We start from the raw sequence: 22,916 nt of genomic DNA, 5'->3' as shown, positions 1-22,916 counted from the left end.
CGGATCGAAGCCACATGGTGACCGAACCGGCGGGCCTTGAACAGTTGCCCGGCCAGGTTACGAGACTTGACCCCGGTCAGCTTCGCCCCCATGTTGCGATAAGACGACGTCGACGCCATGAAGATAGCCGTTGACACCCGATAAATACCATCGGCAATCGTTGGTGCTGAATTGAGTCGAGGAGACTATCCATGGCCCTGTTTGATCGAATCCCCGTTATTGGTCGCTTTACCCAACGCACCCGAGCGTTCAAGCATATAATGCGGGCGCTCAAGCTGTTTATCCCGATGCTGCAGGACGTGCTCAGCGGTCGCTACCGCCCGGTGCCCTGGGCGGCTTTCGGCTGGATGGCGGTGGCCTTTGCCTATCTGGTGTCACCGCTGGATCTGATTCCCGATGTGCTGCTGCTGTTCGGTCTTCTCGATGATGTGGTCATCGTCGGCTGGTTGCTGACCAAGGTGGACAATAGTCTGGCCGACTATCGCGCCTGGCGTGGTATTGGCGAGGACGATGCTCCGCGGGAGGAGCGGGATATCCACGACATCTAAGGTGCCTTGTTCTTGATTTTCTGGCTCGAAGTGTGCGGATTCGAGCTTTTTGCGTTTGCTTCAGGGTACGTCGTCTGTTTCTGACGCTTGGCGAGCATTTGGCGGGTAAAAGGTAAAAATGCGGACCAAGGACCTATTGTGGCGTCGGCGGGCTGGGTCTAGATTGTCAGTCAAACGTTTGAATTCGAGCCCGCTCATGTCCTCCTCGCACCGCACCCTGCAGCCACCCTCCGTGTCGCTCTGGCGGCAGGCGCTTCAGCGCTTTGTCGATGTCATTCCACATACCCAGGCGCTCGGCATGCGCGTCGTTGCGGTGGATGCCAGCGGCGTCACCCTATATCTGCCCGGGGGCGCCGAGTTGTGCGGTGATCGCTCGAGAAGCCTGGTGCACAGCGGGGTGCTCAGCGTACTGCTGGACACCGCCTGCGGTGCCTCGGTCCTGCCGGCACTGCCAAGTCCTGAGGTCTGTCCCACCCTGGATCTGCATATCAGTCATCGTCGCCCTGCCTGTCAGGGGGCGTCATTGTGGGTACGTGCCGAAGTGGAGGCCATCACCGACTCGGTGGTGTTCACCGAGGCCCGGGCCTGGCAGCACGAAGGACAGGTGGTGGCCTGCGCCCGCGGGCACTTTGCCCGGCTGGGGCCGCGCAACACGCCAGCAGGTTTTGCCGAGGCCATGTTCGCCGGTCTTGTGGAAGACGAGGGCGATCCCCTTATCGAAGAGAAGGCCCCAGTTGGCGATGCCGACAGTGGTGCGATAGCGGCGGCTCCACACGAGAGTGTCAGCGGCTTGCTGGAACGTGGGCGTGCCAGCGGTGAGATCAACGCCTGGCTTGGCGAGGTGCCCTACGCCGACTTCATCGGGGTGAGGGAGGACCGCGATGAGCACGGCAGGCGCTTTGTACTGGAGACGCGTCCCCACAACGTTGGCAATCCGATGCTGCCGGCGCTGCACGGTGGTGTGGTGTCGGCCTTTCTGGAGACTGCTGCAGCGCTGGATACCCTGGCGCAGACCCGTGAGCCGCGCCTGCCGAGGCTGGTCAACGTCACCGTGGACTACCTCAGTTCGGCCGGGGTGAAGCCAACCTTCGCGCGTTGTCGTCTGGTGCGCGAAGGGCGGCGCATGGCCAATGTCGAGGCATGGGCGTGGCAGGACGACGAAGACGCGCCGGTTGCCCGGGCTCGCTTGACCTACGTGCTGGGGGCGCCGGCGTAGGTGAGAGCCGGCCTGGGCAGCCGTTAGCCGGGTGACCACGGCCAGGGACGTCGGCCCAGGTCTGGCCAGCCTTGATGTGAAGGTGCCAGCCTTGACTTGGTGGCGCCAGCCTTGAAAAGCGCAGCGCGGACCCCATATCGATTGTCATCTTGAATGACGTGCGGCGCGAGCCGTGCACTCTGGACCGCCAGCGACCCATCGCTGGCCCGGAAATCGCCATGTCGAAAGGGGTTCGATCTACCATGACCACCGCTACCCACGAAGAAACCCTGGGCTTTCAGACCGAGGTCAAGCAGCTTCTCAACCTGATGATCCACTCGCTGTACTCCAACCGCGAGATCTTTCTTCGGGAGCTGATCTCCAACGCCGCCGACGCCTGCGACAAGCTGCGTTATCAGGCGCTGGACAATGATGCGCTCTACGAGGGCGACAGCGAGCTGCGCGTCGAGATCGAGCACGACAGCGAGGCCGGCACCGTCACCCTTCGTGACAACGGTATCGGCATGAACCGCGAGGACGTGATCGCCAACCTGGGCACCATCGCCAAGAGTGGCACCGCCGAGTTTCTCAAGCAGCTTTCCGGCGAACAGCAGAAGGACGCCCGGCTGATCGGCCAGTTCGGGGTCGGCTTCTATTCAGGCTTTATCGTCGCCGACGAGATCACCGTGCGTACCCGCAAGGCCGGTGACGCCGCCGATGCCGGCGTCGAGTGGCGCTCGAAAGGCGAGGGCGAGTTTGTGGTCGCCGAGATCGAGCGCGAGAAGCACGGCACCGAGATCATCCTCCACCTCAAGGAGGACGCCAGGGAGTTTGCCGACGACTATCGCCTGCAGAGCCTGGTGCGCAAGTACTCCGACCATATCGAAGTACCGGTGAAGATGCCGCGTACCGAAAAGGCCACCGACGACGATGGCAACGAGGTCGACGGTAGCGAGGTCACCACCTGGGAGACCGTCAACGAGGCGACCGCGCTGTGGGTGCGGCCCAAGAGCGAGGTCTCCGAGGACGAGTACAAGGCCTTCTACAAGCACGTGGCCCACGACTTCTCCGACCCCCTGACCTGGAGCCACAACAAGGTCGAGGGCAACCTGGAGTACACCAGCCTGCTGTACGTGCCGGGCCGCGCACCCTTCGACCTGTACGAGCGTGACGGTGCCCGTGGGGTCAAGCTGTACGTCCAGCGCGTGTTCATCATGGACGACGCCGAGCAGTTCCTGCCGCTGTACCTGCGCTTTATCAAGGGGGTGCTGGACACCCGCGATCTGTCGCTGAACGTATCCCGTGAGCTGCTGCAACAGGACCCGAAGGTAGAGAAGATCAAGTCCGCGCTGACCAAGCGTGCCCTGGACATGCTCAAGAAGCTGGCCAAGGACAAGGAAGCCTACCAGACGTTCTGGAACACCTTCGGTTCGGTGCTCAAGGAAGGTCCGGCGGAGGACTACGCCAACCGCGACAAGATCAGCGGACTGCTGCGTTTCTCTTCCACCCACACCGACAGCGCCACCCAGGATCAGTCCCTGGCCGACTACGTGGAGCGGATGAAGGAAGGTCAGGACAAGATCTACTACATCGTCGCCGATGGCTTCAACGCCACCAAGAACAGCCCCCACCTGGAAATCTTCCGCAAGAAGGGCATCGAGGTGCTGCTGCTCCACGATCGCATCGATGAGTGGCTGATGAGCCATCTCACCGAGTTCGATGGCAAGAAGTTTGCCGATGTTGCCAAGGGCGATCTGGACCTGGGGGACGTCGAGGACGAGGACGAGAAGAAGGCCCAGGAGGAGACCGCCAAGTCCAAGGAGGATCTGGTCAAGCGGGTCAAGGAAGCGCTCGGCGAGGAGGTCCAGGAGGTCAAGATCACCCACCGCCTGACCGATTCACCTGCCTGCGTGGTGCTACCCGAGCACGAGATGGGCTTCCAGATGCGCCGTATCATGGAGGCTGCGGGCCAGAGCCTGCCCGAGGTCAAGCCGATCCTCGAGCTCAACCCGGACCACGCCCTGGTCGCTCGCCTGGAAGGGGCCGACGGTGACGGCTTCGGTGATCTGGCGCGGATCCTGCTCGATCAGGCGATCATCGCAGAGGGTGGTCATCTCGACGATCCGGCCGCCTACGTCAAGCGTCTCAACGCCCTGCTGAGTGCCTGACAAGCTGGCTGCCTACGTCAAGAGCTCAAGCGCCCCAACCACGACGCCACCTTCGGGTGGCGTCGCTGCGTTCAGGCAACTGCAAGGCGACGTCCTTGCCGCGCCGATGGCGGTTGTTCAGTGTTTCAGGCTGGCGAAGAGGTCGGGGCACTGGCGCTGAAGCTCCCTGTCGTCGAGCATGGCCTCACGCTGACGCTGGATGGCGTGACCTCGGCGCTTGAGCACCGCATCGATGTCATCGCCGCTGGCGCAGCTCACCTTGAGCAGGTTGATCAGTGCGTCCAGCCGCTGGGGAGAACTCGCCAGGGCCGCCTCGATATCCGCCCGGGCCCTGTCGTACTGGCCCAAGCGGTAGTAGGCGTAGCCGCGGTAGGAGAGCGCGTCGTTGTTGTTCGGGTCGATCGCAAGCGCCCGGGTGTAGTCGGCCACCGCCCCCTCGAAGTCGCGCTCGATGCGCTTTTCACGTCCTGCGCTGACCTGCTGCTGGGCCGACTGCATGGGGGCCTGGCGGGTGATGATGGTCAGGTAGCGCGGGGCCACGTCGCTGCCGAGGGCCAGTGCGGCCTCGAAGTAGCTTCGAGCCTTGTCGAGCTCTCCGGCGGAAAAGGCGTTGATGCCAGCGTTGTTGAGAGCCTTCAGGCGCACCTCACGCAAGCCGTCATGACCTTGACTCGCCCTGAGCGCCTGCTCGAACAGCGCTGAGGCGTCAGCGTGGCGGCCTTCCCGATACAGAATCCAGCCCTGGGCGTTCAAGCCTTCCATCCGGGCCAGCGGATCAGGACTTTCGAGCAGAGGCCGTAGTTCGCGCAGGGCGGCCTGGTTGTCACCCTGCTGCAACAGCGCCTTGGCCCTGGACAGCGGGGCCTGCTGGGCAATCACCGGCCACGCCACCCCGACGCTCAGCAGCACGATCAGCAGGGCGTTTATCGTAGACGTGGGGTGGCGCCGTCGTTTTCCCTTCGCTGGCCCGGCCAGGTCTGTCGCCATCGCGCGCGACGCCAAGGCGCCCTGCCTGTTCTTCATTAGAAGCCTACCTGCGGAGAATCTCGCTCCGCTGCAGCGATGACGTCGGCCAGTTGGCTCTTCAAGGCGTCGCGCTCCTGCTCGATGGCGATCAGCCGGCCGTGCAGATCGTTGTTCAAGATGCGCAGCACATTGTCGTCCTGGACCTTCAGCACGACCGTGCCCCGGCCATCCAGCGGCATGTCCCGCTCCTGCAGACGGATGACCGGCAGTACGCCTTCCGGCGGGGCGATGGAAAGATTGACCTGGCTCGAGGGTTTCATCATTGCCATGGCCAGCCCGCCGACGAAGAACAGCAGACTCAGCGCCATGAACAGCCTGGCGTTCTTGGAGATCTCCTGCAGATAGCGAATGCGCAACTCGGTGCCCTCACTGGTCTCGCCAGAGCGCTCATTGAGCAACAGGGTGTGGGTCTTGTTGAGCAGGTGGTAGCCGAGGATCAGCAGCACCACGGCGAAGCCTGGCAGACCGTACTCCAGAAGCGTGGGAAAGCTGTTCATCACGGGCACCCGGCGGTGGGACAGGGCTCAGGCCTACGTATGCCCTTGTCAGCATAGCGCAGGCGGCCGTCCTCGCCGCGCGAAATTGGCCTGGTACAGGTTTCTTGGCCGCTTCGCTCGCGCTGTATCGCCGTCCCGTGGCGCCATGATGCGGGTCAAGTAGGGGCGACGGGACTACTGCTAAGGTCGAATTGTGCTCTCGAGGGCAGGTGTTTTTTCGCCGATCGAGAAGCGTGCAGCACACCCGCCGCCTCCGATGCGGCGACCGCTGCTGCCACCGAACAGGCGGGCCGGCTGCCATCTCCGAGGGATGGCCGTCGCTCAGCATGCAGGACTAGCGTTGTCATTTACTCTGTTGAGGTGCAAGTCGATGAAAGAGCAATTCGCGCAAGCGTGGGAAGGGTTTGCCGGGGGCGAGTGGAAGAAGGACGTCGACGTACGAGACTTCTTGCTGGCCAATGTGACGCCCTACGAGGGTGACGAGCGTTTCCTGGTCAGCGAGCCGGCGGCCAGCACTCGCGAGCTATGGGACACTGTGATGGAAGGCGTCAAGCAGGAAAACGTCACCCATGCACCGCTGGACTTCGACACCTCGCTGGTCTCGACCATCACCGCTCATGACGCCGGCTATATCGATCAGCGTCTCGAGACCATCGTTGGACTGCAGACCGACGCGCCGCTGAAGCGGGCGATCATGCCCAACGGCGGCATCAAGATGGTGGAGGGCTCATGCCAGGCCTACGGTCGTGAACTCGATCCTCAGGTCAAGAAGGTCTTCACCGAATTTCGCAAGACCCACAATCAGGGGGTGTTCGATGTCTACACCCCGGACATCCTCAAGTGTCGCAAGTCAGGGGTGCTGACTGGACTGCCGGACGCCTACGGTCGTGGACGCATCATCGGTGACTACCGCCGGGTCGCCCTTTACGGTGTCGATTTCCTGATGCGTGACAAGCAGGCGCAGTTTGCCTCGCTGCAGCAGCGCTTCGAACAGGGCGAGGACCTGGAGGCGGTGATCCAGCTGCGCGAGGAAGTCGCCGAGCAGCATCGTGCACTCGGCCAGCTCAAGGAAATGGCCGCCAAGTACGGCTTCGACGTCTCGGTCCCGGCTGCCACCGCCCAGGAGGCCATCCAGTGGACCTACTTTGGCTACCTGGCGGCAGTGAAGTCGCAAAACGGCGCCGCCATGTCACTGGGACGTACTTCCAGCTTCCTCGATATCTACCTGGAGCGTGACCTGCGCCAAGGCGTGATCGACGAAGCCCGCGCCCAGGAGCTGGTCGATCACTTCATCATGAAGCTTCGCATGGTGCGCTTCCTGCGCACCCCTGAGTACGACGAGCTGTTCTCCGGCGACCCGATCTGGGCCACCGAATGCCTGGGCGGGATGGCGCTTGACGGACGCACCCTGGTCACCCGTACCAGCTTCCGTTTCCTCAATAGCCTCTACACCATGGGTCCGAGCCCGGAGCCCAACCTCACGGTGCTGTGGTCTGAGCAATTGCCCGACGGCTTCAAGCGTTACTGCGCCAAGGTGTCCATCGATACCTCGTCGATCCAGTACGAGAACGATGATCTGATGCGCGTGGACTTCGCCTCCGACGACTACGCCATCGCCTGCTGCGTGTCTCCCATGGTGATCGGCAAGCAGATGCAGTTCTTCGGTGCCCGGGCCAACCTGGCCAAGACGCTGCTTTACACGATCAACGGCGGCGTCGACGAGAAGCTGAAGATCCAGGTCGGCCCCAGGAGTGAGCCGATCGCCACCGAGGTGCTCGACTTCGACGAGGTGTGGGCGCGCATGGATGGCCTGATGGACTGGCTGGCACGCCAGTACGTGACCGCCCTCAATGCCATCCACTACATGCACGACAAGTACAGCTACGAGGCAGCGCTGATGGCGCTGCACGACCTCGACGTCAAGCGCACCATGGCCTGTGGCATCGCCGGGCTGTCGGTGGCGGCGGACTCGCTGTCGGCGATCAAGTACGCCAAGGTGCGCCCGGTGCGTGATCCTGACGGCGTGGCGGTGGACTTCGAGATCGAGGGCGACTACCCCTGCTTCGGCAACAATGATCCGCGCGTCGACGATATCGCCTGCGAGCTGGTCGAGACCTTCATGAACAAGATCCGCAAGCTCAATACCTACCGTGGCGCCGAGCCGACCCAGTCGGTGCTGACCATCACCTCCAACGTGGTCTACGGCAAGAAGACCGGCACCACGCCGGACGGTCGTCGCGCCGGCGAGCCCTTCGCACCGGGTGCCAACCCCATGCACGGGCGTGACACCAAGGGCGCTGTGGCCTCGTTGACGTCGGTGGGCAAGCTGCCCTACGCCCACGCCAAGGACGGGATCTCGTATACCTTCTCCATCGTGCCGAGGGCGCTGGGCAAGGACGAGGGCGCCCAGCGCAGCAACCTGTCTGGCCTGCTCGACGGTTACTTCCACCACAGCGAACGTCAGGAGGGCGGTCAGCACTTGAACGTCAACGTGCTCAACCGCGAGATGCTCGAGGACGCCGTGGTCAATCCGGACAAGTATCCTCAGCTGACCATTCGCGTGTCCGGCTACGCGGTGCGCTTCAACTCCTTGACCGCGGAACAGCAGCGCGACGTGATCTCCCGCACCTTCACCGAAACGCTCTGAGCCGACAGTCGTCTCGCCCGGGGCCGCGACAGCGGTCCCTTTCCGGGCTCCGGGTCTCTCCCGGAGCCCCTTTTCGTGAGGAGTCCCGATGATGATCACTGGCCGTCTCCATCACCTGGAGAGCTGTGGTGCCGTGGATGGCCCAGGCATTCGCTTTCTGGTGTTTCTGCAGGGCTGCGTGATGCGCTGTCAGTACTGCCACAACCGCGACAGCTGGGATCGCCAGGGCGGACGTGAGGTGACGGTGGACGAGATACTCACCGAAGCCAGAACCTATCTGCCGTTCATGCGGGCGTCGGGGGGCGGCATCACCTGCACCGGCGGCGAGGCGCTGCTGCAACCGGCGTTTGTGCGCGACCTGTTTCAGGCGGCCAAGGCCGAGGGCATGCACACCTGCCTCGACACCAATGGCTACGTCTGCCACTACGATGAGGTCCTCGACGAATTGCTTGCCGCCACCGACCTGGTGCTGCTGGATCTCAAGCATCTCGACGAGGGCGTGCACCGTGAGCTCACCGGTATCCCCCGACGCCGTCCCCTGGCCTTTGCCCGTCATCTGGCGGCGATCGGCAAGCCCACCTGGATTCGTCAGGTGATCGTGCCTGGCTTTACCGACAGCGAGGCATCCATGCACCTGCTGGGGGAGTTCGTCGAGACGATGGACAACGTCGAGCGTGTCGAGCTGCTGCCCTATCACGCACTTGGCGAGTACAAGTGGCAGGAGCTGGGAGAGCACTATCCGCTGGCAGGAGTGGCGCCACCGAGTGGCGAGACCATGCAGCGCCTGGTGACGATCGCCTCGCGGTATCATCCGGAGGTCATCGCTGGCTGACGTGGCGATGTCGCCCGCTCGAACAACACAGCGAGCCCCTTTCACCCTTTGGTGAGAGGGGCTCGCTGTCGTTTCAGAAGAGCTGTTGTTTCAGGAGATGAGCAAGCGCGGCAGCGCCTCTGGGCGTCAGTCGCTCAGTTCGCCCCTGCGGCTGGCGGCGGCGGTGAACAGCACATCGGTGGAAGAGTTGAGGGCGGTCTCGGTGGAGTCCTGGACCACGCTGATGACGAAGCCGATGGCGACCACCTGCATCGCCACGTCGGCGGAAATGCCGAACAGGCTGGCGGCCATGGGAATCAGCAGCAGCGAGCCACCGGCCACGCCGGAGACGCCGCAGGCGGCCAGGGCGGAGACCACGCACAGCAGCAGGGCGGTGACGAAGTCCACGCTGATGCCCAGGGTATGGGCGGTGGCAAGCGTCATGACGCTGATGGTGATGGCGGCACCGGACATGTTGATGGTGGCGCCGAGCGGGATCGAGATGGAGTAGGTGTCCTCATCCAGCTTCAGACGCTTGCACAGCTCCAGGTTGACCGGGATGTTGGCTGCGCTTGAGCGAGTGAAGAAGGCGGTGATGGCGCTACCGCGCAGACAGCTGAAGACCAGCGGATAAGGGTTCTGGCGAGTGGCCAGGAAGACGATCAGCGGATTGGTCACCAGGGCGACGAACAGCATGCAGCCGACGATCACCGACAGCAGTTGGGCGTACTCCAGCAGCGCACCGATTCCGGCTTCGGCCAGGGTGCCGGCGACCAGTCCGAAGATACCCAGCGGTGCCAGACGAATGACCCAGCGCACCAGGGTCGATACCGCCTGGGACAGGTCCTCGATCATGCCCTTGGTAGCGGCACTGGCGCTGCGCAGCACCAGGCCGAGGCTGACGGCCCACACCAGGATGGCAATGAAGTTGGCGTTCATCAATGCGCTGACCGGGTTGGCCACGGCGCTCAACAGCAGGTTGCGCAGGATCTCTACCACGCCGCCTGGCGGATTGCCGCTGGCCTGAGCGGTATTCAGGGTCAGTTCGGTGGGGAGGGCGAAACTGGCCACCACCGCCACCAGCGCCGCCACCAGGGTGCCGATCAGATACAGCACCAGTACGCTGTGTATCTGGGTCGGCTGGCCGCGCTGATGGCCGGCGATGGCGGCCATCACCAGCACGAAGACCAGCACCGGGGCGACCGCCTTCAAGGCCGAAATGAATACCTGGCCGAGCAGCGATACCGAGGCGGCGAGCTCGGGGGACAGGGTGGCGACGGCGATACCGCAGAGGATACCGATCACGATCTGAGGGATCAGCCCCAGACGATTCAGCGCCTTGAAGGGGGCGCTCAAGGAGGTGGACATGGCTCTGGTCTCGAAGCGTGGAGTGTGCATCGACCGTCGCGTCAGGACGGATGGGCGTCGGCTTGTGGCCGGAAGGAGGGCGATTCTATCACCGTCGGCCACACCCAACGGTTCGACTTAAGCATGATATCAGCAGTAAGAATCTGGCATGGATCAGCAGTTGCATAGATGGTGTGGCTGCATTCCTGGTGTCCGCTGAAAATATTGACTGGGTTGGGGAGATGTTCGGCCCGATGGCAGCAAGCCCCGCCTGATCGGCGGGGCTTGCGTGGGGAAGAGACGCTTCCCGGGAGTGGCTTGGCGCAAGGCCTGGCGTGAGTCTCCTCGAGGCGTCTTTATGTCGAGCAGACGCCGACAGGGCCTCTGTACCGGGATCACGCGATAAGGGGTTCTTTACCGGAGTTCCTGACCGGGGTTCTTTGCCAGGGCTTAGCGGGCGCCGGTCAGCGCCTGGGCCAGCTCGCGCGTCAATTCGAGCACGGCTTGGGTACCTTCGGCGGGAGTGTCGCCGCTGGCCTGGGCATCGATCAGCGCCGAGCCTACCACCACGCCGTCGGCGAAGGCGCCGATCTCTCTGGCCTGGGCGGCGGTGCGAATACCGAAACCGACGGCGATGGGAATATCGCTGTGCTCGCGGATGCGGGCTACCTCCTGTTGCACGCGTTCGGCGCTTGGCGCAGCACCACCGGTGACCCCGTTGCTCGAGACGTAGTAGAGAAAGCCCGAGGTATTGGTGAGCACCCCCGGCAGACGGCGGGCATCAGTGGTGGGGGTCGCCAGACGAATGAAGTTGAGCCCGGCTTGATTGGCAGGCAGGCACAGCTCGTCGTCGTGTTCCGGCGGCAGGTCGACCACGATGAGACCGTCGACGCCGGCAGCCTTGGCCTGATCGAGAAAGCGTGTCACGCCACGGGCGTAGATGGGGTTGTAGTAGCCCATCAGCACGACCGGAGTCTGTTGATCGGTCCGACGCAGTTGGCGGACCATCTCGAGGGTCTTGTCCATGGTCTGGCCGGCATCCAGCGCCCGGCGGGTCGCATGCTGGATGGCGGTGCCGTCGGCCATGGGGTCGGTGAACGGCATGCCGAGTTCGATCACATCGGCGCCGGCCTCGCCCAGGCCCTTGAGGGTCGCGAGGCTGGTGTCATAGTCGGGATCACCGGCTGCGATGTAGGTCACCAGGGCGGCGCGTCCCTGCTGGCGAGTCTCGGCGAAGCGACGTGCGAGGCGCCCCTCGGCGGTCGTGGTCGTGGTCATGGTCTCTCTCCTGGAATCCGGGGTGTCAGTCCTGCTGGTCGGGCTTTCCCAGGCCCAGTTCATCGGCAAGACATTCGGTGGCGGTGGCCATGTCCTTGTCGCCGCGGCCGCTCAGGTTGACCACCATCAGATGATCCGCCGGCAGTCGCGGGGCGCGCTTGATCACCTCGGCCAGGGCGTGGGAAGACTCCAGCGCCGGGATGATGCCTTCCTTGCGACACAGCAGGGTGAAGGCGTCCAGCGCCTCACGATCGGTGGCTGCCACGTACTCGGCGCGCTCGATGGCATGCAGCCAGGCGTGTTCGGGTCCGATGCCGGGGTAGTCGAGGCCGGCGGAGATGGAGTGGGCGTCGCTGATCTGGCCTTCGTCGTCCTGCAGCAGAAAGGTACGGTTGCCGTGCAGCACGCCGGAACGTCCACCCTTGAGGCTGGCCGCATGGCGTGGGGTGTCGAGGCCTTCGCCGGCCGCCTCGACGCCGACCAGCGCCACTTCAGGGTCGTCGAGGAAGGGGTGAAACAGGCCCATGGCGTTGGAGCCGCCGCCGATACAGGCGACCAGCGAGTCCGGCAGGCGTCCTTCCTTGGCGGTGATCTGGTCGCGCACCTCTCGCCCGATCACCGACTGGAAGTCGCGCACCAGCGCTGGGTAGGGGTGGGGGCCGGCCACGGTGCCGATGATATAGAAGGTGGAGTCGACGTTGGTGACCCAGTCTCTCAGCGCCTCGTTCATGGCGTCCTTCAGAGTACCGTCGCCGGCGGTGACCGGAATCACCTTGGCGCCCAGCAGTTGCATGCGCTGTACGTTGGGCTGCTGGCGATGGATATCGGTGCTGCCCATGTAGATGACGCAGTCCATGCCGAAACGCGCGGCGACGGTGGCGGTGGCCACACCGTGCATGCCCGCGCCGGTCTCGGCGATGATGCGACGCTTGCCCATGCGACGGGCGAGCAGGATCTGGCCGAGGGCGTTGTTGATCTTGTGGGCGCCGGTGTGCATCAGGTCTTCGCGCTTGAGATAGATGCGCGCGCCGCCCAGATGCTCGGTCAGGCGCTCGGCGAAGTACAGCGGGCTCTGGCGACCGACGTAGTCGGCCGACAGCGAGGCCAGCTCGTCAGCGAAGGTCGGGTCCTGGCGTGCGACGTCGTATTCCTGCTCGAGATCCAGAATCAGCGGCATCAGGGTCTCGGCCACGAAACGACCGCCGAAGTCACCGAAGAAACCACGAGGGTCGGGTCCGTGACGGAGGCTGGGAGTTGGGCGTTGCTGGTTCATGACGGGCTCCAAGGCTGACCAGGCGCGATCTGCGCCCCGAATGGCATGGACAGCAGCATAGCGCTGCATGCGGCCGGAAAAAATCGAAATAACAGCCAGGATGTGTGAGAAAATCTCACCAGTTGAGGAGCTGCAAGACCACTTGGCCCTTCACTGTGGTCCCGAACTAGGCCGTGAGCCGTGCCCCGGAAGTCCGCACGCACGGCACGCAGTGGCACCATCAGCTGACCTCTGGGCGCCGGGGCACACCAGGCCCAGACGAGCTAAGACAAGACACCCCATGCCAAGCCGGGAGAGACGCTCGCCATGACATCGCACAACCAGGACGTCCCGTTGCCCTCGCTCAGGGCGCTCAGGGCCTTCGAGGCGCTGGGGCGCCACGGTAGCGTGTCGCGGGCGGCGGCCTCGCTGCACCTGACCCATGGTGCGGTCAGTCGTCAGATCAAGCTGCTCGAGGACCAGTTGGGGGTTGCCCTGGTCGAGAAGGAAGGGCGGGGGTTGAGACTGACCGATGCCGGCCGTGAGCTGGCCGACGCCGCCGGATTCCATCTTGGCGCCCTGGCACGGGTCTGCGCCGAGGTCGCTCGCACCAGCGTCCAGTCGCCCTTCGTGCTGAGCTGCCCAGGCTCCTTCCTGGCGCGCTGGTTCATTCCTCGACTGGCCCGCTTGAAGCAGGCTCTGCCGCAGTTGGAGTTGCATCTGACCGCCGGTGAGGAAGGTGTCGCGACGCTATCCGGGGTCGATGGTGTGCTGCGCTTTCAGCGCTTGCCGGAAGGGGAGCCGCCGGGCGAGGTCACCCGTATCCTCGGGCAGGAGCGCATCGGTCCCGTGCTCAGTCGTGAGCTTGAGCTGCATCGGCCCGGCGGGGCTACAGCAAGCCCGCCCGACCCGCGGGTACTGCTCGGCCAAGCGCTGTTGCATACCCGTTCACGTCCCTCCGCCTGGGGCGACTGGAGTCGCCGCCAGGGGATCGCGCCGGAGCGGCTGACGATGGGCCAGGGCTTCGAGCACCTCAACTACCTGCTGGAGGCGACCCTGGTGGGGCTTGGGGTCGGCATTGCGCCGGACTACCTGGTGGAAGAGGACGTGCGCGCAGGGCGCCTGGTGGCGCCTTGGGGCTTTGTCGCCACCGACGCCTGCCTGGTGCTGGAACTGGCTGCCGGGCCTAGGGGGGCGCGCCATCCGCTGGCAAATGATCTGGCCGACTGGTTGGCGGCAGAGCTGGCCGAAGCGCCGGCGCTGGGCTGATACGAGGTGCTGGGCTGATACGAGGTGCGAGCCGGCAATGGCGCGGCTCGCCGCGCTGTGAACGGGTGCTCGGTCGCGCTGCTGCGTGCTGATGGTAGAGCAGGATGTCCGAATGCAGTCGTTGTTAATGTTATGTTATAACGTAGTTTTTTATCAGACTGAACCGGCGGTGAAAGGATGAATGACGCACAGATCGAGGCCAGCCAGGCCGTCAACGACACAGTCAGCGATACGGTCAACGACACGGTCAGCGACACAGACGCCCGGGGGAGGGAGCCCATCGACGATCCACAAAGGCTGTCGGATGTGGCCGTGCAGCAGGTGAGCCAGGGCGTCGCCCTGGACTGGGTCGGCATGGAGGGCATCGCGCTGCCCGTCGAGCTGGCGGGACAGCGGATCGAAGCCAGGGTGAACGCAGGGGTCAGTCTTGACGCCCCGGAGGCCCGCGGGATTCATATGTCGAGGTTGTACCTGGCGCTTGACGACCTGACCGAAGAAGCGCTGACGTTGCCTCGACTGGACGCCTGCCTGGCGCGCTTTCTCGACAGTCACGAGGGTCTCTCCCGGTCTGCCAGTCTGTCTCTCGAGGGACGTTTGCTGTTGAAGCGTCCGGCGTTGGTCAGTGTCCTGGCTGGTTGGAAGGCCTATCCCTTTCACCTTGAAGTCGAGCAACGAGGTGGCCAGCGGTCGGTAGTCCTGCGTCTGGAGGTGGGCTATTCCTCCACTTGCCCCTGTTCCGCGGCGCTGGCGCGTCAATTGATCCAGCAACAGTTCAACCGTGACTTTGCCGCAGAGCCTCATCCGGCCCGTGATGAGGTGCACCGCTGGCTGGGGCAGGAGTCGGGGATCGTGGCGACGCCTCATAGCCAGCGCAGCCAGGTGATCATGGCGCTCAGGCTGGGCCTCGAGGTCGAGGACGTCCCCATGGTCGAAGTCATCGACAGGGTGGAGCAGAGCCTGGGCACGGCGCTGCAGACTGCGGTCAAGCGTCCCGACGAACAGGCCTTTGCATTGGCCAACGGGCAGAACCTGATGTTCTGCGAGGACGCCGCACGTCGTGTGCATGGTTGCCTGATGACCATCCCGGGGATCGATGGCTTCGAACAGAAGGTGATCCATGCCGAGAGCCTGCACGCCCACGACGCCGTGGCCCGCAGCAGTTGGCGCTGGTAGCGTGGGCAAGTACCTGAAGCGGCCTTGCCCTTGTATGGCCGGCCGGCAGGCTAGCGAGGATGCGTGCTGTGATCTGGTAGCGTGGGCAAGTACCTGAAGCGCACTTGCCCTTGTATGGCCGGCTGGCAAGTTCGCGAGGATGCGTGCTGTGATCTGGTAGCGTGCGCAAGTACCTGAAGTGCACTTGTCCTTGTAGTGCCGGCCGGCAGGCTAGTGAGGATGCGTGCTGTGATCTGGTAGCGTGCGCAAGGGCCCGAAGCGGTCTTATCCTGGTATCGCCGGCTGGCAAGCCAGCAAGGATATGTGCTTCGGCACGCGTAGGAGACCACTTGGTGGGAGGGCAGGTCGAAACAGGGGTTTGAGACGTGGTTTTATAGGACGGAGCACACCGTTCAGGGCGTGGTCATGACAAGGCCATGAAACATCCATGACGTTGCGAGAACAGCACGCCATTGTTGCCTGGTGGGTAGACGCGTCCGTGTCGACTGGTGTCTCCCGAGGGTCGTCTTTCACCATGGAAGGGTAGTAGAGAGGCGCTTCAGGTTTCTAAACGTGACGGTTTGTGTCTTTTGCTTTACTCTTTTCACATCATCGGTAGCTGATTCAGCATATAAGCGAAGATTGCTTCCACGCCCAAGCAGGAGGCCATAGGGGGAGATGTGAGATATTGCTGGCGACTCATGGTCCTGGGGCTGACACTGGCGTCGCCCCTGTCGATGGCGCTCGAACCGCCCTCGGGCACGCCTTTGTTGAAGGTGTCCGGTGACATCGGGGTCACCAATGTCGGTGATCAGGCCTGGTTCGACCGCGACATGCTCGAGGCGCTACCCCAGGGCACGATCACGACCCATCTCCCCTGGTTTGACGGTGCCTCTGTCTATCAGGGGCCTCTGCTCGAGGGGCTACTCGATGCGGTCCAGGCGCGCGGTACCGAGCTGCGTGTTTCCGCATTGAACGATTTTGTGGCGTCGGTTCCGGTGCAGGATGCCTCGACCTTCAACCTTGTGCTGGCGATGTGGCGCGATGGCGAGCGCCTGGAAGTGCGCAATCAAGGGCCCCTGTTTGTGATTTATCCCTTTGATCAGCACCCTGAAATCTACAACGCTGTCTACCTGACGCGGTCCGTCTGGCAGGTGGAGTCCATCGATGTCCACTGAGCCGCCGGTGGCCGAGGTCAGATTATGCTGAAACTGCCGTATCGCTCGAGGGTGGCGGCCACCGCAACGGTGCTGTTTTTTGTGGCGGCACTGGTGGCGGGAGGCCTTACCTTCGATCGGCAGCAGGAATTGCAGCATCGCATCCTCGATACCGTCACCTGGAACCTCTACCAGTTCGATCGCATGGTGCGCGAAATGCGCATTCAGGCCGCCGAGGTCAGCGCGGATGATATCGATAGCCTGGTCCTCGACTACGAGATTCTGCACGGACGAAGCGACTTGTTGCGTCAGGGGCAGACTCGGGACTTTCTGCGTCAGACCAGTGCCTCCCAGGAACTGTATCGGCGCGCGGAGCAATTGATCGACGATCTGGGGGGGCGAGTCGAGCCTCTGGAGCAGGGGGGGCGCCTGCTCGACGACGACAGGGATGCACTCAAGCAGACCCTGGGGCAGTTGCAGAACGTCAGTCGCGACATGCTGTTGCAACACAAGGCCAGTGTGGCCGAGTTGCGCACCCAAGATACCCAGTCGATGCTGCGTCTGTATGGTGTCGTACTGGCCTGCATCGTGCTTATCATGGTGACCGGTACCGTGCTGGTGCTGGCGCTGATGCGTGAGGGGCGTGCCCACACCCTCAAGGCGGAGTTGCTGCAGGCCCAGTCGCGAGCACTGAAGGAAGCGGTGGAGCGTGCCGAGAACGCCAGTCGCGCCAAGTCCGATTTCATGGCGATCATGAGTCATGAGATGCGCACACCGCTCAGTGGCGTCATGGGCATGACCGATCTGCTGCGCGACGAATCCCTGAGCGATCAGGGCAAGCGTCATATCGAAGGCCTGGAGGCCAGCGCGACGGGACTGCGCTCGGTGATCAACGATGTGCTCGACTATACGCGGCTGGAGACCGGCCGGATCGAGGTCGAGCGCGAACTGTTTGCGCTGCGCCATATGCTCGACCAGACCACCCTGGGCTATCGTTCGCAACGCCTGGGCGATGTGCAGTTTCTGATGCGCCTGGCCCCGGACCTGCCCGCTTGCGTGGAAGGAGATCAGCATCGGCTGCGCCAGGTACTGCAGAACCTGTTGAACAACGCCTTCAAGTTCACCCGCCAGGGGTTCGTGATGTTGAGGGTTTCCTGTGCCCAGGATCAGCGCATTGCCTTCGTCGTCTACGACACCGGGTGCGGGATATCTCAGCTGGATGTCGAGCGAATCTTTGAGCCCTTCGAACAATCCGATCCGGTGATGGCCAGGCGTCATGACGGTGCCGGTCTTGGCCTGCCCATCGCACGTAGCCTGGTGCGCGCCATGGGGGGCGACCTCAAGGTGGACAGCCAGCTGGGCAGCGGTTCCAGATTCTGGTTCGAACTTCCCTTGCCGGCCAGCGATCAGAAAGAGGAGAAGGTCGAGGTGGCGTCTGCCCCGGCGCCGCTGGCGCCGCACCATGTGTTGGTGGTGGACGACAACCTTCTCAACAGGGAGCTGGTGGCCAGTATGCTGGCCCGCCTGGGCCAGTCCTGCGAAGTCGTGTCCAACGGCGAGCAAGCGCTGCAGGCGCTGTCACAGCGTGACTTCGATCTGGTGCTGATGGATCTGCAGATGCCGGTCATGGATGGTCTGGAGACGACCCGGCGCTGGCGCGAGCGGGAAGCGGCGATCCACCGTGGTGATGGCGACGACGACGCTCGGCTGCCGATCATCGCGGTGACGGCCAACGTTCTGCCGGAACATCGCCGGGCCAGCCGCGAGGCGGGGATGGATGACCTGATTGGCAAGCCTTTCACGCGTCAGGATCTAGGCCAGGTGCTTGGTCGCTTTCCCTCTCGGGTCTATCCCTCCCTCGACCCCGACGAAAACTTCTGGACGCCTCCGAGTACATCCGCCCACGAAGGGGCCTCCGCGCCCACCCAGACGGCGACGGAAGAAAGAGTCGCCAGTGCCGACCTGCTGTCGCGAACGACGCTTCAAGAGCTGCGCTCGATGGTCTCGGCGGATGCTCTGGAGCGCATGGTACGCGGCTACCTGGCCCGCTTTCCTGCTCGCATCGCGAGGCTCTACACGGCCCACGAAGAAAGGGACTTCGACATGCTGGTCGGTGAGGCCAGGGAGCTTCATCATGCGTCAACCACCCTGGGGTGCACGGCAGTGGTCGCGGTGGTGGAGGCGATCATCGAGCACGGTGAGATGGGCCGTCACGAGCCGCTGGTGCCTCTGATCAAGGAACTGGAGGACATCGGCACCCGCACCGGTCTTGCCTGGCGAACCACCGGAGTGCTCGACAGCTTTCGCTGAATCCTGAGCGTGAATGCCTTCCCTGGCCGTTGAACTGGCAGTAGCATGTCGCTGGTACGGCAAAAATTCGTCGAGAATGCCGATTTTCAATGGGAGAGGCGTCATGGGATGGCGAACCATCGCGTTGGTGATGCTATGGGGAATGGTCGGACAGGCTCTTGCGCTGGACGCCCCCGGTGGCAGGGTGATCCTCGAGGTGGGTGGGCGCATCTCCGTGACCAATGTGAGTGATGAAGCCCACTTCGACCGCGCCATGCTCGAGGCGCTGCCCCAGCATGTCGTGGTGACCGGCAATCCCTGGATCGATGGTCAGTCTCGCTTCGAGGGGCCGCTGCTCAGCGATGTACTGGCGGCGGTGGAGGCCGAGGGCGACGAGCTCAGGGTGGCCGCCATCAAAGACTACGAGACGCTGATGCCGGTGAGCGACGCCCACGAACATGGTGTGATCCTCGCCATGCGCCGCGATGGAGAGCGCATGAGAATCCGCGACAAGGGCCCCTTGTTCGTGGTCTATCCTTTCGACGACCAGCCGGAACTCAAGACCAATATCTACTTCAGTCGATCTGTCTGGCAGGTCGCCCGCATCGACGTCAACTGAGTTCTCATGGCCCATCGTCTGCGCATCAGGATTCCTGCGATCGCCGCCGTCGTCTTCATTGTCGCCGTGATGGTGACAGGAGGGCTGATCTATGACCGCAACAAGGCGATCTACCACCGAGACGTCGACACCGTCACCTGGACCCTGTATCAGTACGATCGCTCGCTGCGCGATCTGCGGCTGGCCATCTGGGAGCGCGGCGATAGCCGGCTGGACGAGACCCTTTTGGATTTCGAACTGCTGTACGGGCGCTTCATGGTGCTGCTGGAGGGCCAGACGAGCAACTTCCTGGATCGCTACGCGACCGGTCGTGAGCTGATCGACGAGCTGGATCGTGGCATGCAACGGCTGGATCGACGCTTCATTGCGGTGGCCGATGGAGACGTTGCCTATGACGCTGCACTGCGACGCGAACTGATAGAGCGTCTCGGCGAAGCGCAGGAACTGAGTCGGCAATTGATGCTGCATCATGGTCGAATCGCCGCGGAAGAGCGCAGCGCGGACATGGGCGTGCTCGGGCGATTGTACATCGCGGTGCTGATCTCGATCCTGCTGTCGCTGATCGCCGGTGGCGTGCTGATTCGTGCGCTGGTGAAGGAGGCGCGTCAGCATCGTCACAAGACCCATTTGCTCGAATCCCAGTCCGAAACCCTGCGCGAGGCCTATCAGCGCATGGAAGTGGCCAATCGCGCGAAGTCCGACTTCATGGCCATCATGAGCCATGAAATCCGTACGCCACTCAACGGCGTGCTGGGCATGGCCGAGCTGCTGCACGACGAACCCTTGAGTGATCAGGGACGCCGCCAGATAGAAGGGCTGCGTGACAGCGCCGCTGGGCTGCGTTCGGTGATCAATGACGTGCTCGACTACACCCGTATCGAGGCAGGGCACCTGGCGGTCGAACGTCAACCCTTCCACCTGTCGAGAATGCTGGAGCAACTCGCGACCGGTTATCAGACCCAGAGCCGCAGCGGGGTGCAGTTCCTGATGCGTGCCGCTCCCGCCTTGCCCACCTGGGTCGATGGCGACGTGCATCGGCTGCGCCAGGTGCTGATGAATCTGCTCAACAACGCCTTCAAGTTCACCGAAAGTGGCTTTGTGATGCTCCGGGTCTCCGACAATGGGGACGGCCGGCTGACCTTCATGGTCTACGATACCGGCTGCGGTATCGCCCAGCAGGACCAGCAGCGCATCTTCGAGCCCTTTGCCCAGACCGATACCGCCCTGTCACGTCGCCATGAGGGTGCCGGCCTGGGGTTGGCGATCTGCTCTCAGTTGGTCGCGGCCATGGGCGGAGAGCTCAAGGTGGAAAGCCAGCCGGAGTCCGGCAGCCGATTCTGGTTCGATCTTCCCTTGCCGGTGGTGGCGGGGGTGGAAGAGGGTGCTGCCAGCACCGGGCAGCAGGAGCCGCTGGAAAGCCAGCACGTGCTGGTGGTCGAGGACAATGCCCTCAATCGTGAGCTGGTGGCCGCCATGCTGACCAGACTGGGACAGACCTGCGAACTGGTGGGCAATGGCGAGCAGGCGCTGGAGGCCCTGGGCCAACGACGTTTTGATCTGGTCTTGATGGACATGCAGATGCCGGTGATGGACGGGCTAGAGACCACGCGTCGCTGGCGCCAGCACGAAGAGGCTCTGCGCGAACAGGGCCAGCGGGTCCAGCGTTTGCCGGTCATCGCGGTGACCGCCAACGTCATGCCCGAGCATCATCGCGCCTGTCTCGATGCGGGAATGGACGACGTCATCGGCAAGCCGTTCTCGCGCAAGGAGCTGTCTGCTGCGCTGCGCCGTTACAGCCGGGTGCACGCGGCACCGAGCTCCGCTGACGCGAGCCCATCAGGTGGCGACAATGCCGGCAGGGGGGGCGATGGCAGGGGTTGCGATGGCAGGGCGAGTGGTCCGGACCGCGGCCTGGATAGCGAGACCTTAGGCGGCACTGTCGAAGCGGCACCCGCCGTCGTTGCCCCGATGCTCGAGGATCGGCCCCGGATCGACGAGACGCTGCTCGCCGGAGACACGGTAGAGGAGCTGCGTCAGGTGATGTCGCCCCAGGGCCTGAGTCGCATGGTGGCCAACTATCTGCAGCGTTTCCCGGAGCGGCTCGAGCAGATGCGAGAGGCGCTGTCGGTCGGCGACCACCAGGCACTCGGTCAGATTGCTCATGACGTCAAGGGCGTCTCTGCTTCGCTGGGCTGCCAGGCCCTGGAGGCGCAGGCCGCCCGAGTGGAGCGCATGGCAAACGACGGCCAGCAGGCGGAACTCGAGACACAGCTCGAGATACTCGCCCGGCTGGGCCCGGCGACCGGCCAGGCTCTGCGATCGGCGGGGCTGTTGCAGACCTGAAAGCGGCCCTGGGCGGGACCCTTCGATGAGGTGACGTCCCGCCGCTGGCGGGGCCTAGACGTCGCCGGGAGCCACGCCGCTGGCCCAACGTTCGTCCGGATGCACCTCATTGGCCGGCATCACCGGATCGTAGCCCTCATGGCGCAGGGCCTCGATGACCTCTCGGGTATGTTCGCTGCCCAGCGTCTCCAGGGTGGCTTCGACCTCGGTGGCGCGCAGCGACAGGTCGGTGAAGGTACGCTGGTGGGTGATGCTGATGACGTTGGCACGCTGCTCGGCGAGCAGTTGGGTCAACTCTGACAGCGAGCCGGGTACGTCGGAGATGCCCACGCGAACGCGCACGATGCGACCAGAGCGCACCAGGCCGCGCTGGATCACCGACGACAACGCCTGCATGTCGATATTGCCGCCGCACAGGACCAGCCCCACCTTGCGACCGCGGAAGCGCTCCGGCTGGCTCAATACGGCAGCGAGTCCCGCCGCACCGGCGCCTTCCGCGACCGTCTTCTCGATCTCCAGGAACATCAGGATCGCCCGCTCGATGGTGGCCTCGTCGACCAGCAGGATGTCACTGACGTGCTCGCGCACCAGTTCTCGCGTGATCTTGCCGGGCTGCTTGACCGCGATCCCCTCGGCAATGGTAGCGAGGCTGCAGTGGATCTTTTCACCCGCCAGCGCCTGCTGCATGGCGGGAAAGCGGGCGGTCTGCACGCCGATGATCTCGATGTCGGGATTGAGTCCCTTGGCGGCCACGGCGTTGCCGCCGATCAGGCCGCCGCCGCCGATGGGGATGACCAGCGCATCCAGATCCGCCACGTCTTCGAGCATCTCCAGCGCGATGGTGCCCTGGCCGGCAATCACGCGCTCGTCGTCGTAGGGGTGGACGAATACATAGCCGTGCTCCTCGGCCAGGCGAGCCGCGTAGTCTCCGGCCTCGTCCACCCCATCACCGACCAGGTGCACTTCGGCGCCAAGGGCCCGGGTATTGCTGACCTTGAGGTTGGGAGTGTGGCGCGGCATCACGATGACCGCCCGGATGCCGAGCCTTGAGGCGTGGTAGGCCACCGCCTGAGCGTGGTTGCCGGCCGACATGGCGATGACCCCCCGCTGGCGCTCGTCTTCGGACAGGGACAGCAGGTGGTTGAGGGCGCCGCGTTCCTTGAAGGCGGCGGTGAACTGGTGGTTCTCGAACTTGATGTACAACTCGCAGCCGGCCAGCCGCGACAGCGTGGCGGAATGCAGAAAGGGAGTACGGGCGATATGGCCGACGGTCGCATCGGCGGCACGTCGAATGTCTTCAAGGGTCACACTCATCCGG

At 63.8% G+C, this 22,916-nt stretch carries 17 protein-coding genes; 11 read left to right on the top strand and 6 right to left on the bottom strand.

Annotated features, from left to right (window positions below):
- Positions 1-191: 191 nt before the first annotated feature.
- The 3 genes from NFH98_RS14405 to htpG all read left to right on the top strand — a co-directional run bounded on the left by NFH98_RS14405 (position 192) and on the right by htpG (position 3,911).
- Positions 192-548 carry a YkvA family protein gene (locus NFH98_RS14405; protein ID WP_045993792.1) on the top strand — a complete coding sequence of 119 codons (357 nt, stop codon included), beginning with the start codon at positions 192-194 and terminating at the stop codon, positions 546-548.
- 196 nt (positions 549-744) lie between these two features.
- Positions 745-1,764, top strand: coding sequence for a PaaI family thioesterase (locus NFH98_RS14400; RefSeq protein ID WP_240184312.1), 1,020 nt, complete (start codon positions 745-747; stop codon positions 1,762-1,764).
- Between the two features lie 242 nt (positions 1,765-2,006).
- The gene (gene htpG, locus NFH98_RS14395) at positions 2,007-3,911 is read left to right on the top strand and encodes a molecular chaperone HtpG (RefSeq protein WP_045993791.1); all 1,905 of its coding nucleotides are present in this window, start codon (positions 2,007-2,009) and stop codon (positions 3,909-3,911) included.
- A 117-nt stretch (positions 3,912-4,028) separates the two neighbouring features.
- On the opposite strand, the gene NFH98_RS14390 is transcribed toward htpG, so the two are convergent.
- Both NFH98_RS14390 and NFH98_RS14385 read right to left on the bottom strand, forming a co-directional pair.
- A complete protein-coding gene (locus tag NFH98_RS14390; RefSeq protein WP_222515837.1) occupies positions 4,029-4,934 on the bottom strand; it encodes a tetratricopeptide repeat protein in 906 nt (301 codons plus the stop codon).
- Positions 4,934-5,434 carry a hypothetical protein gene (locus tag NFH98_RS14385; RefSeq protein ID WP_222515836.1) on the bottom strand — a complete coding sequence of 167 codons (501 nt, stop codon included), beginning with the start codon at positions 5,432-5,434 and terminating at the stop codon, positions 4,934-4,936. Before NFH98_RS14385 ends, NFH98_RS14390 begins: the two co-directional genes overlap by 1 nt.
- A gap of 370 nt (positions 5,435-5,804) precedes the next feature.
- Here NFH98_RS14385 and pflB point away from each other — a divergent pair, with 370 nt between their 5' ends.
- Entirely contained in the window at positions 5,805-8,081 is a 2,277-nt protein-coding gene (pflB, locus tag NFH98_RS14380) for a formate C-acetyltransferase (protein WP_348826861.1), read from the top strand.
- Positions 8,082-8,169: 88 nt separating this feature from the next.
- Complete coding sequence (pflA, locus tag NFH98_RS14375) at positions 8,170-8,913, top strand: pyruvate formate lyase 1-activating protein (protein WP_348826860.1); 744 nt, start codon at positions 8,170-8,172, stop codon at positions 8,911-8,913.
- 126 nt (positions 8,914-9,039) lie between these two features.
- Here pflA and sstT read toward each other — a convergent pair whose 3' ends face one another.
- The 3 genes from sstT to trpB all read right to left on the bottom strand — a co-directional run bounded on the left by sstT (position 9,040) and on the right by trpB (position 12,790).
- Complete coding sequence (gene sstT / locus NFH98_RS14370; RefSeq protein WP_045993786.1) at positions 9,040-10,260, bottom strand: serine/threonine transporter SstT; 1,221 nt, start codon at positions 10,258-10,260, stop codon at positions 9,040-9,042.
- A gap of 429 nt (positions 10,261-10,689) precedes the next feature.
- A complete protein-coding gene (trpA, locus tag NFH98_RS14365; RefSeq protein ID WP_045993785.1) occupies positions 10,690-11,517 on the bottom strand; it encodes a tryptophan synthase subunit alpha in 828 nt (275 codons plus the stop codon).
- Positions 11,518-11,542: 25 nt separating this feature from the next.
- Positions 11,543-12,790 carry a tryptophan synthase subunit beta gene (trpB, locus tag NFH98_RS14360; RefSeq protein WP_349622886.1) on the bottom strand — a complete coding sequence of 416 codons (1,248 nt, stop codon included), beginning with the start codon at positions 12,788-12,790 and terminating at the stop codon, positions 11,543-11,545.
- A gap of 306 nt (positions 12,791-13,096) precedes the next feature.
- On the opposite strand from trpB, the gene NFH98_RS14355 reads away from it, so the two are divergent.
- From NFH98_RS14355 to NFH98_RS14330, 6 genes are all read left to right on the top strand, one after another.
- Entirely contained in the window at positions 13,097-14,038 is a 942-nt protein-coding gene (locus tag NFH98_RS14355; protein WP_348826859.1) for a LysR family transcriptional regulator, read from the top strand.
- A gap of 177 nt (positions 14,039-14,215) precedes the next feature.
- On the top strand, positions 14,216-15,211 hold the full coding sequence (gene folE2 / locus NFH98_RS14350; protein WP_349622885.1) for a GTP cyclohydrolase FolE2: 996 nt from the start codon (positions 14,216-14,218) through the stop codon (positions 15,209-15,211).
- Between the two features lie 716 nt (positions 15,212-15,927).
- Positions 15,928-16,368 (top strand): putative pterin-binding protein, encoded by a 441-nt coding sequence (locus NFH98_RS14345; RefSeq protein WP_231498733.1) that lies wholly within the window; start codon positions 15,928-15,930, stop codon positions 16,366-16,368.
- A 24-nt stretch (positions 16,369-16,392) separates the two neighbouring features.
- Positions 16,393-18,657, top strand: coding sequence for an ATP-binding protein (locus NFH98_RS14340; protein ID WP_213231196.1), 2,265 nt, complete (start codon positions 16,393-16,395; stop codon positions 18,655-18,657).
- Between the two features lie 103 nt (positions 18,658-18,760).
- Positions 18,761-19,255 carry a putative pterin-binding protein gene (locus tag NFH98_RS14335; RefSeq protein ID WP_108133826.1) on the top strand — a complete coding sequence of 165 codons (495 nt, stop codon included), beginning with the start codon at positions 18,761-18,763 and terminating at the stop codon, positions 19,253-19,255.
- 6 nt (positions 19,256-19,261) lie between these two features.
- The gene (locus NFH98_RS14330; protein ID WP_348826857.1) at positions 19,262-21,598 is read left to right on the top strand and encodes an ATP-binding protein; all 2,337 of its coding nucleotides are present in this window, start codon (positions 19,262-19,264) and stop codon (positions 21,596-21,598) included.
- A gap of 54 nt (positions 21,599-21,652) precedes the next feature.
- Here the strand turns inward: NFH98_RS14330 and NFH98_RS14325 are convergent, their stop codons facing one another.
- Positions 21,653-22,912 (bottom strand): threonine ammonia-lyase, encoded by a 1,260-nt coding sequence (locus NFH98_RS14325; RefSeq protein WP_124803013.1) that lies wholly within the window; start codon positions 22,910-22,912, stop codon positions 21,653-21,655.
- Between the last annotated feature and the right edge of the window lie 4 nt (positions 22,913-22,916).

Origin of the sequence: Halomonas sp. H33-56, assembly GCF_040147035.1 — a bacterium.
GTDB classification, from domain to species: Bacteria; Pseudomonadota; Gammaproteobacteria; order Pseudomonadales; family Halomonadaceae; genus Halomonas; species Halomonas litopenaei.
Note: the sequence above shows the minus strand (reverse complement) of the source record. Positions and strands in the feature narration are given on the sequence as shown.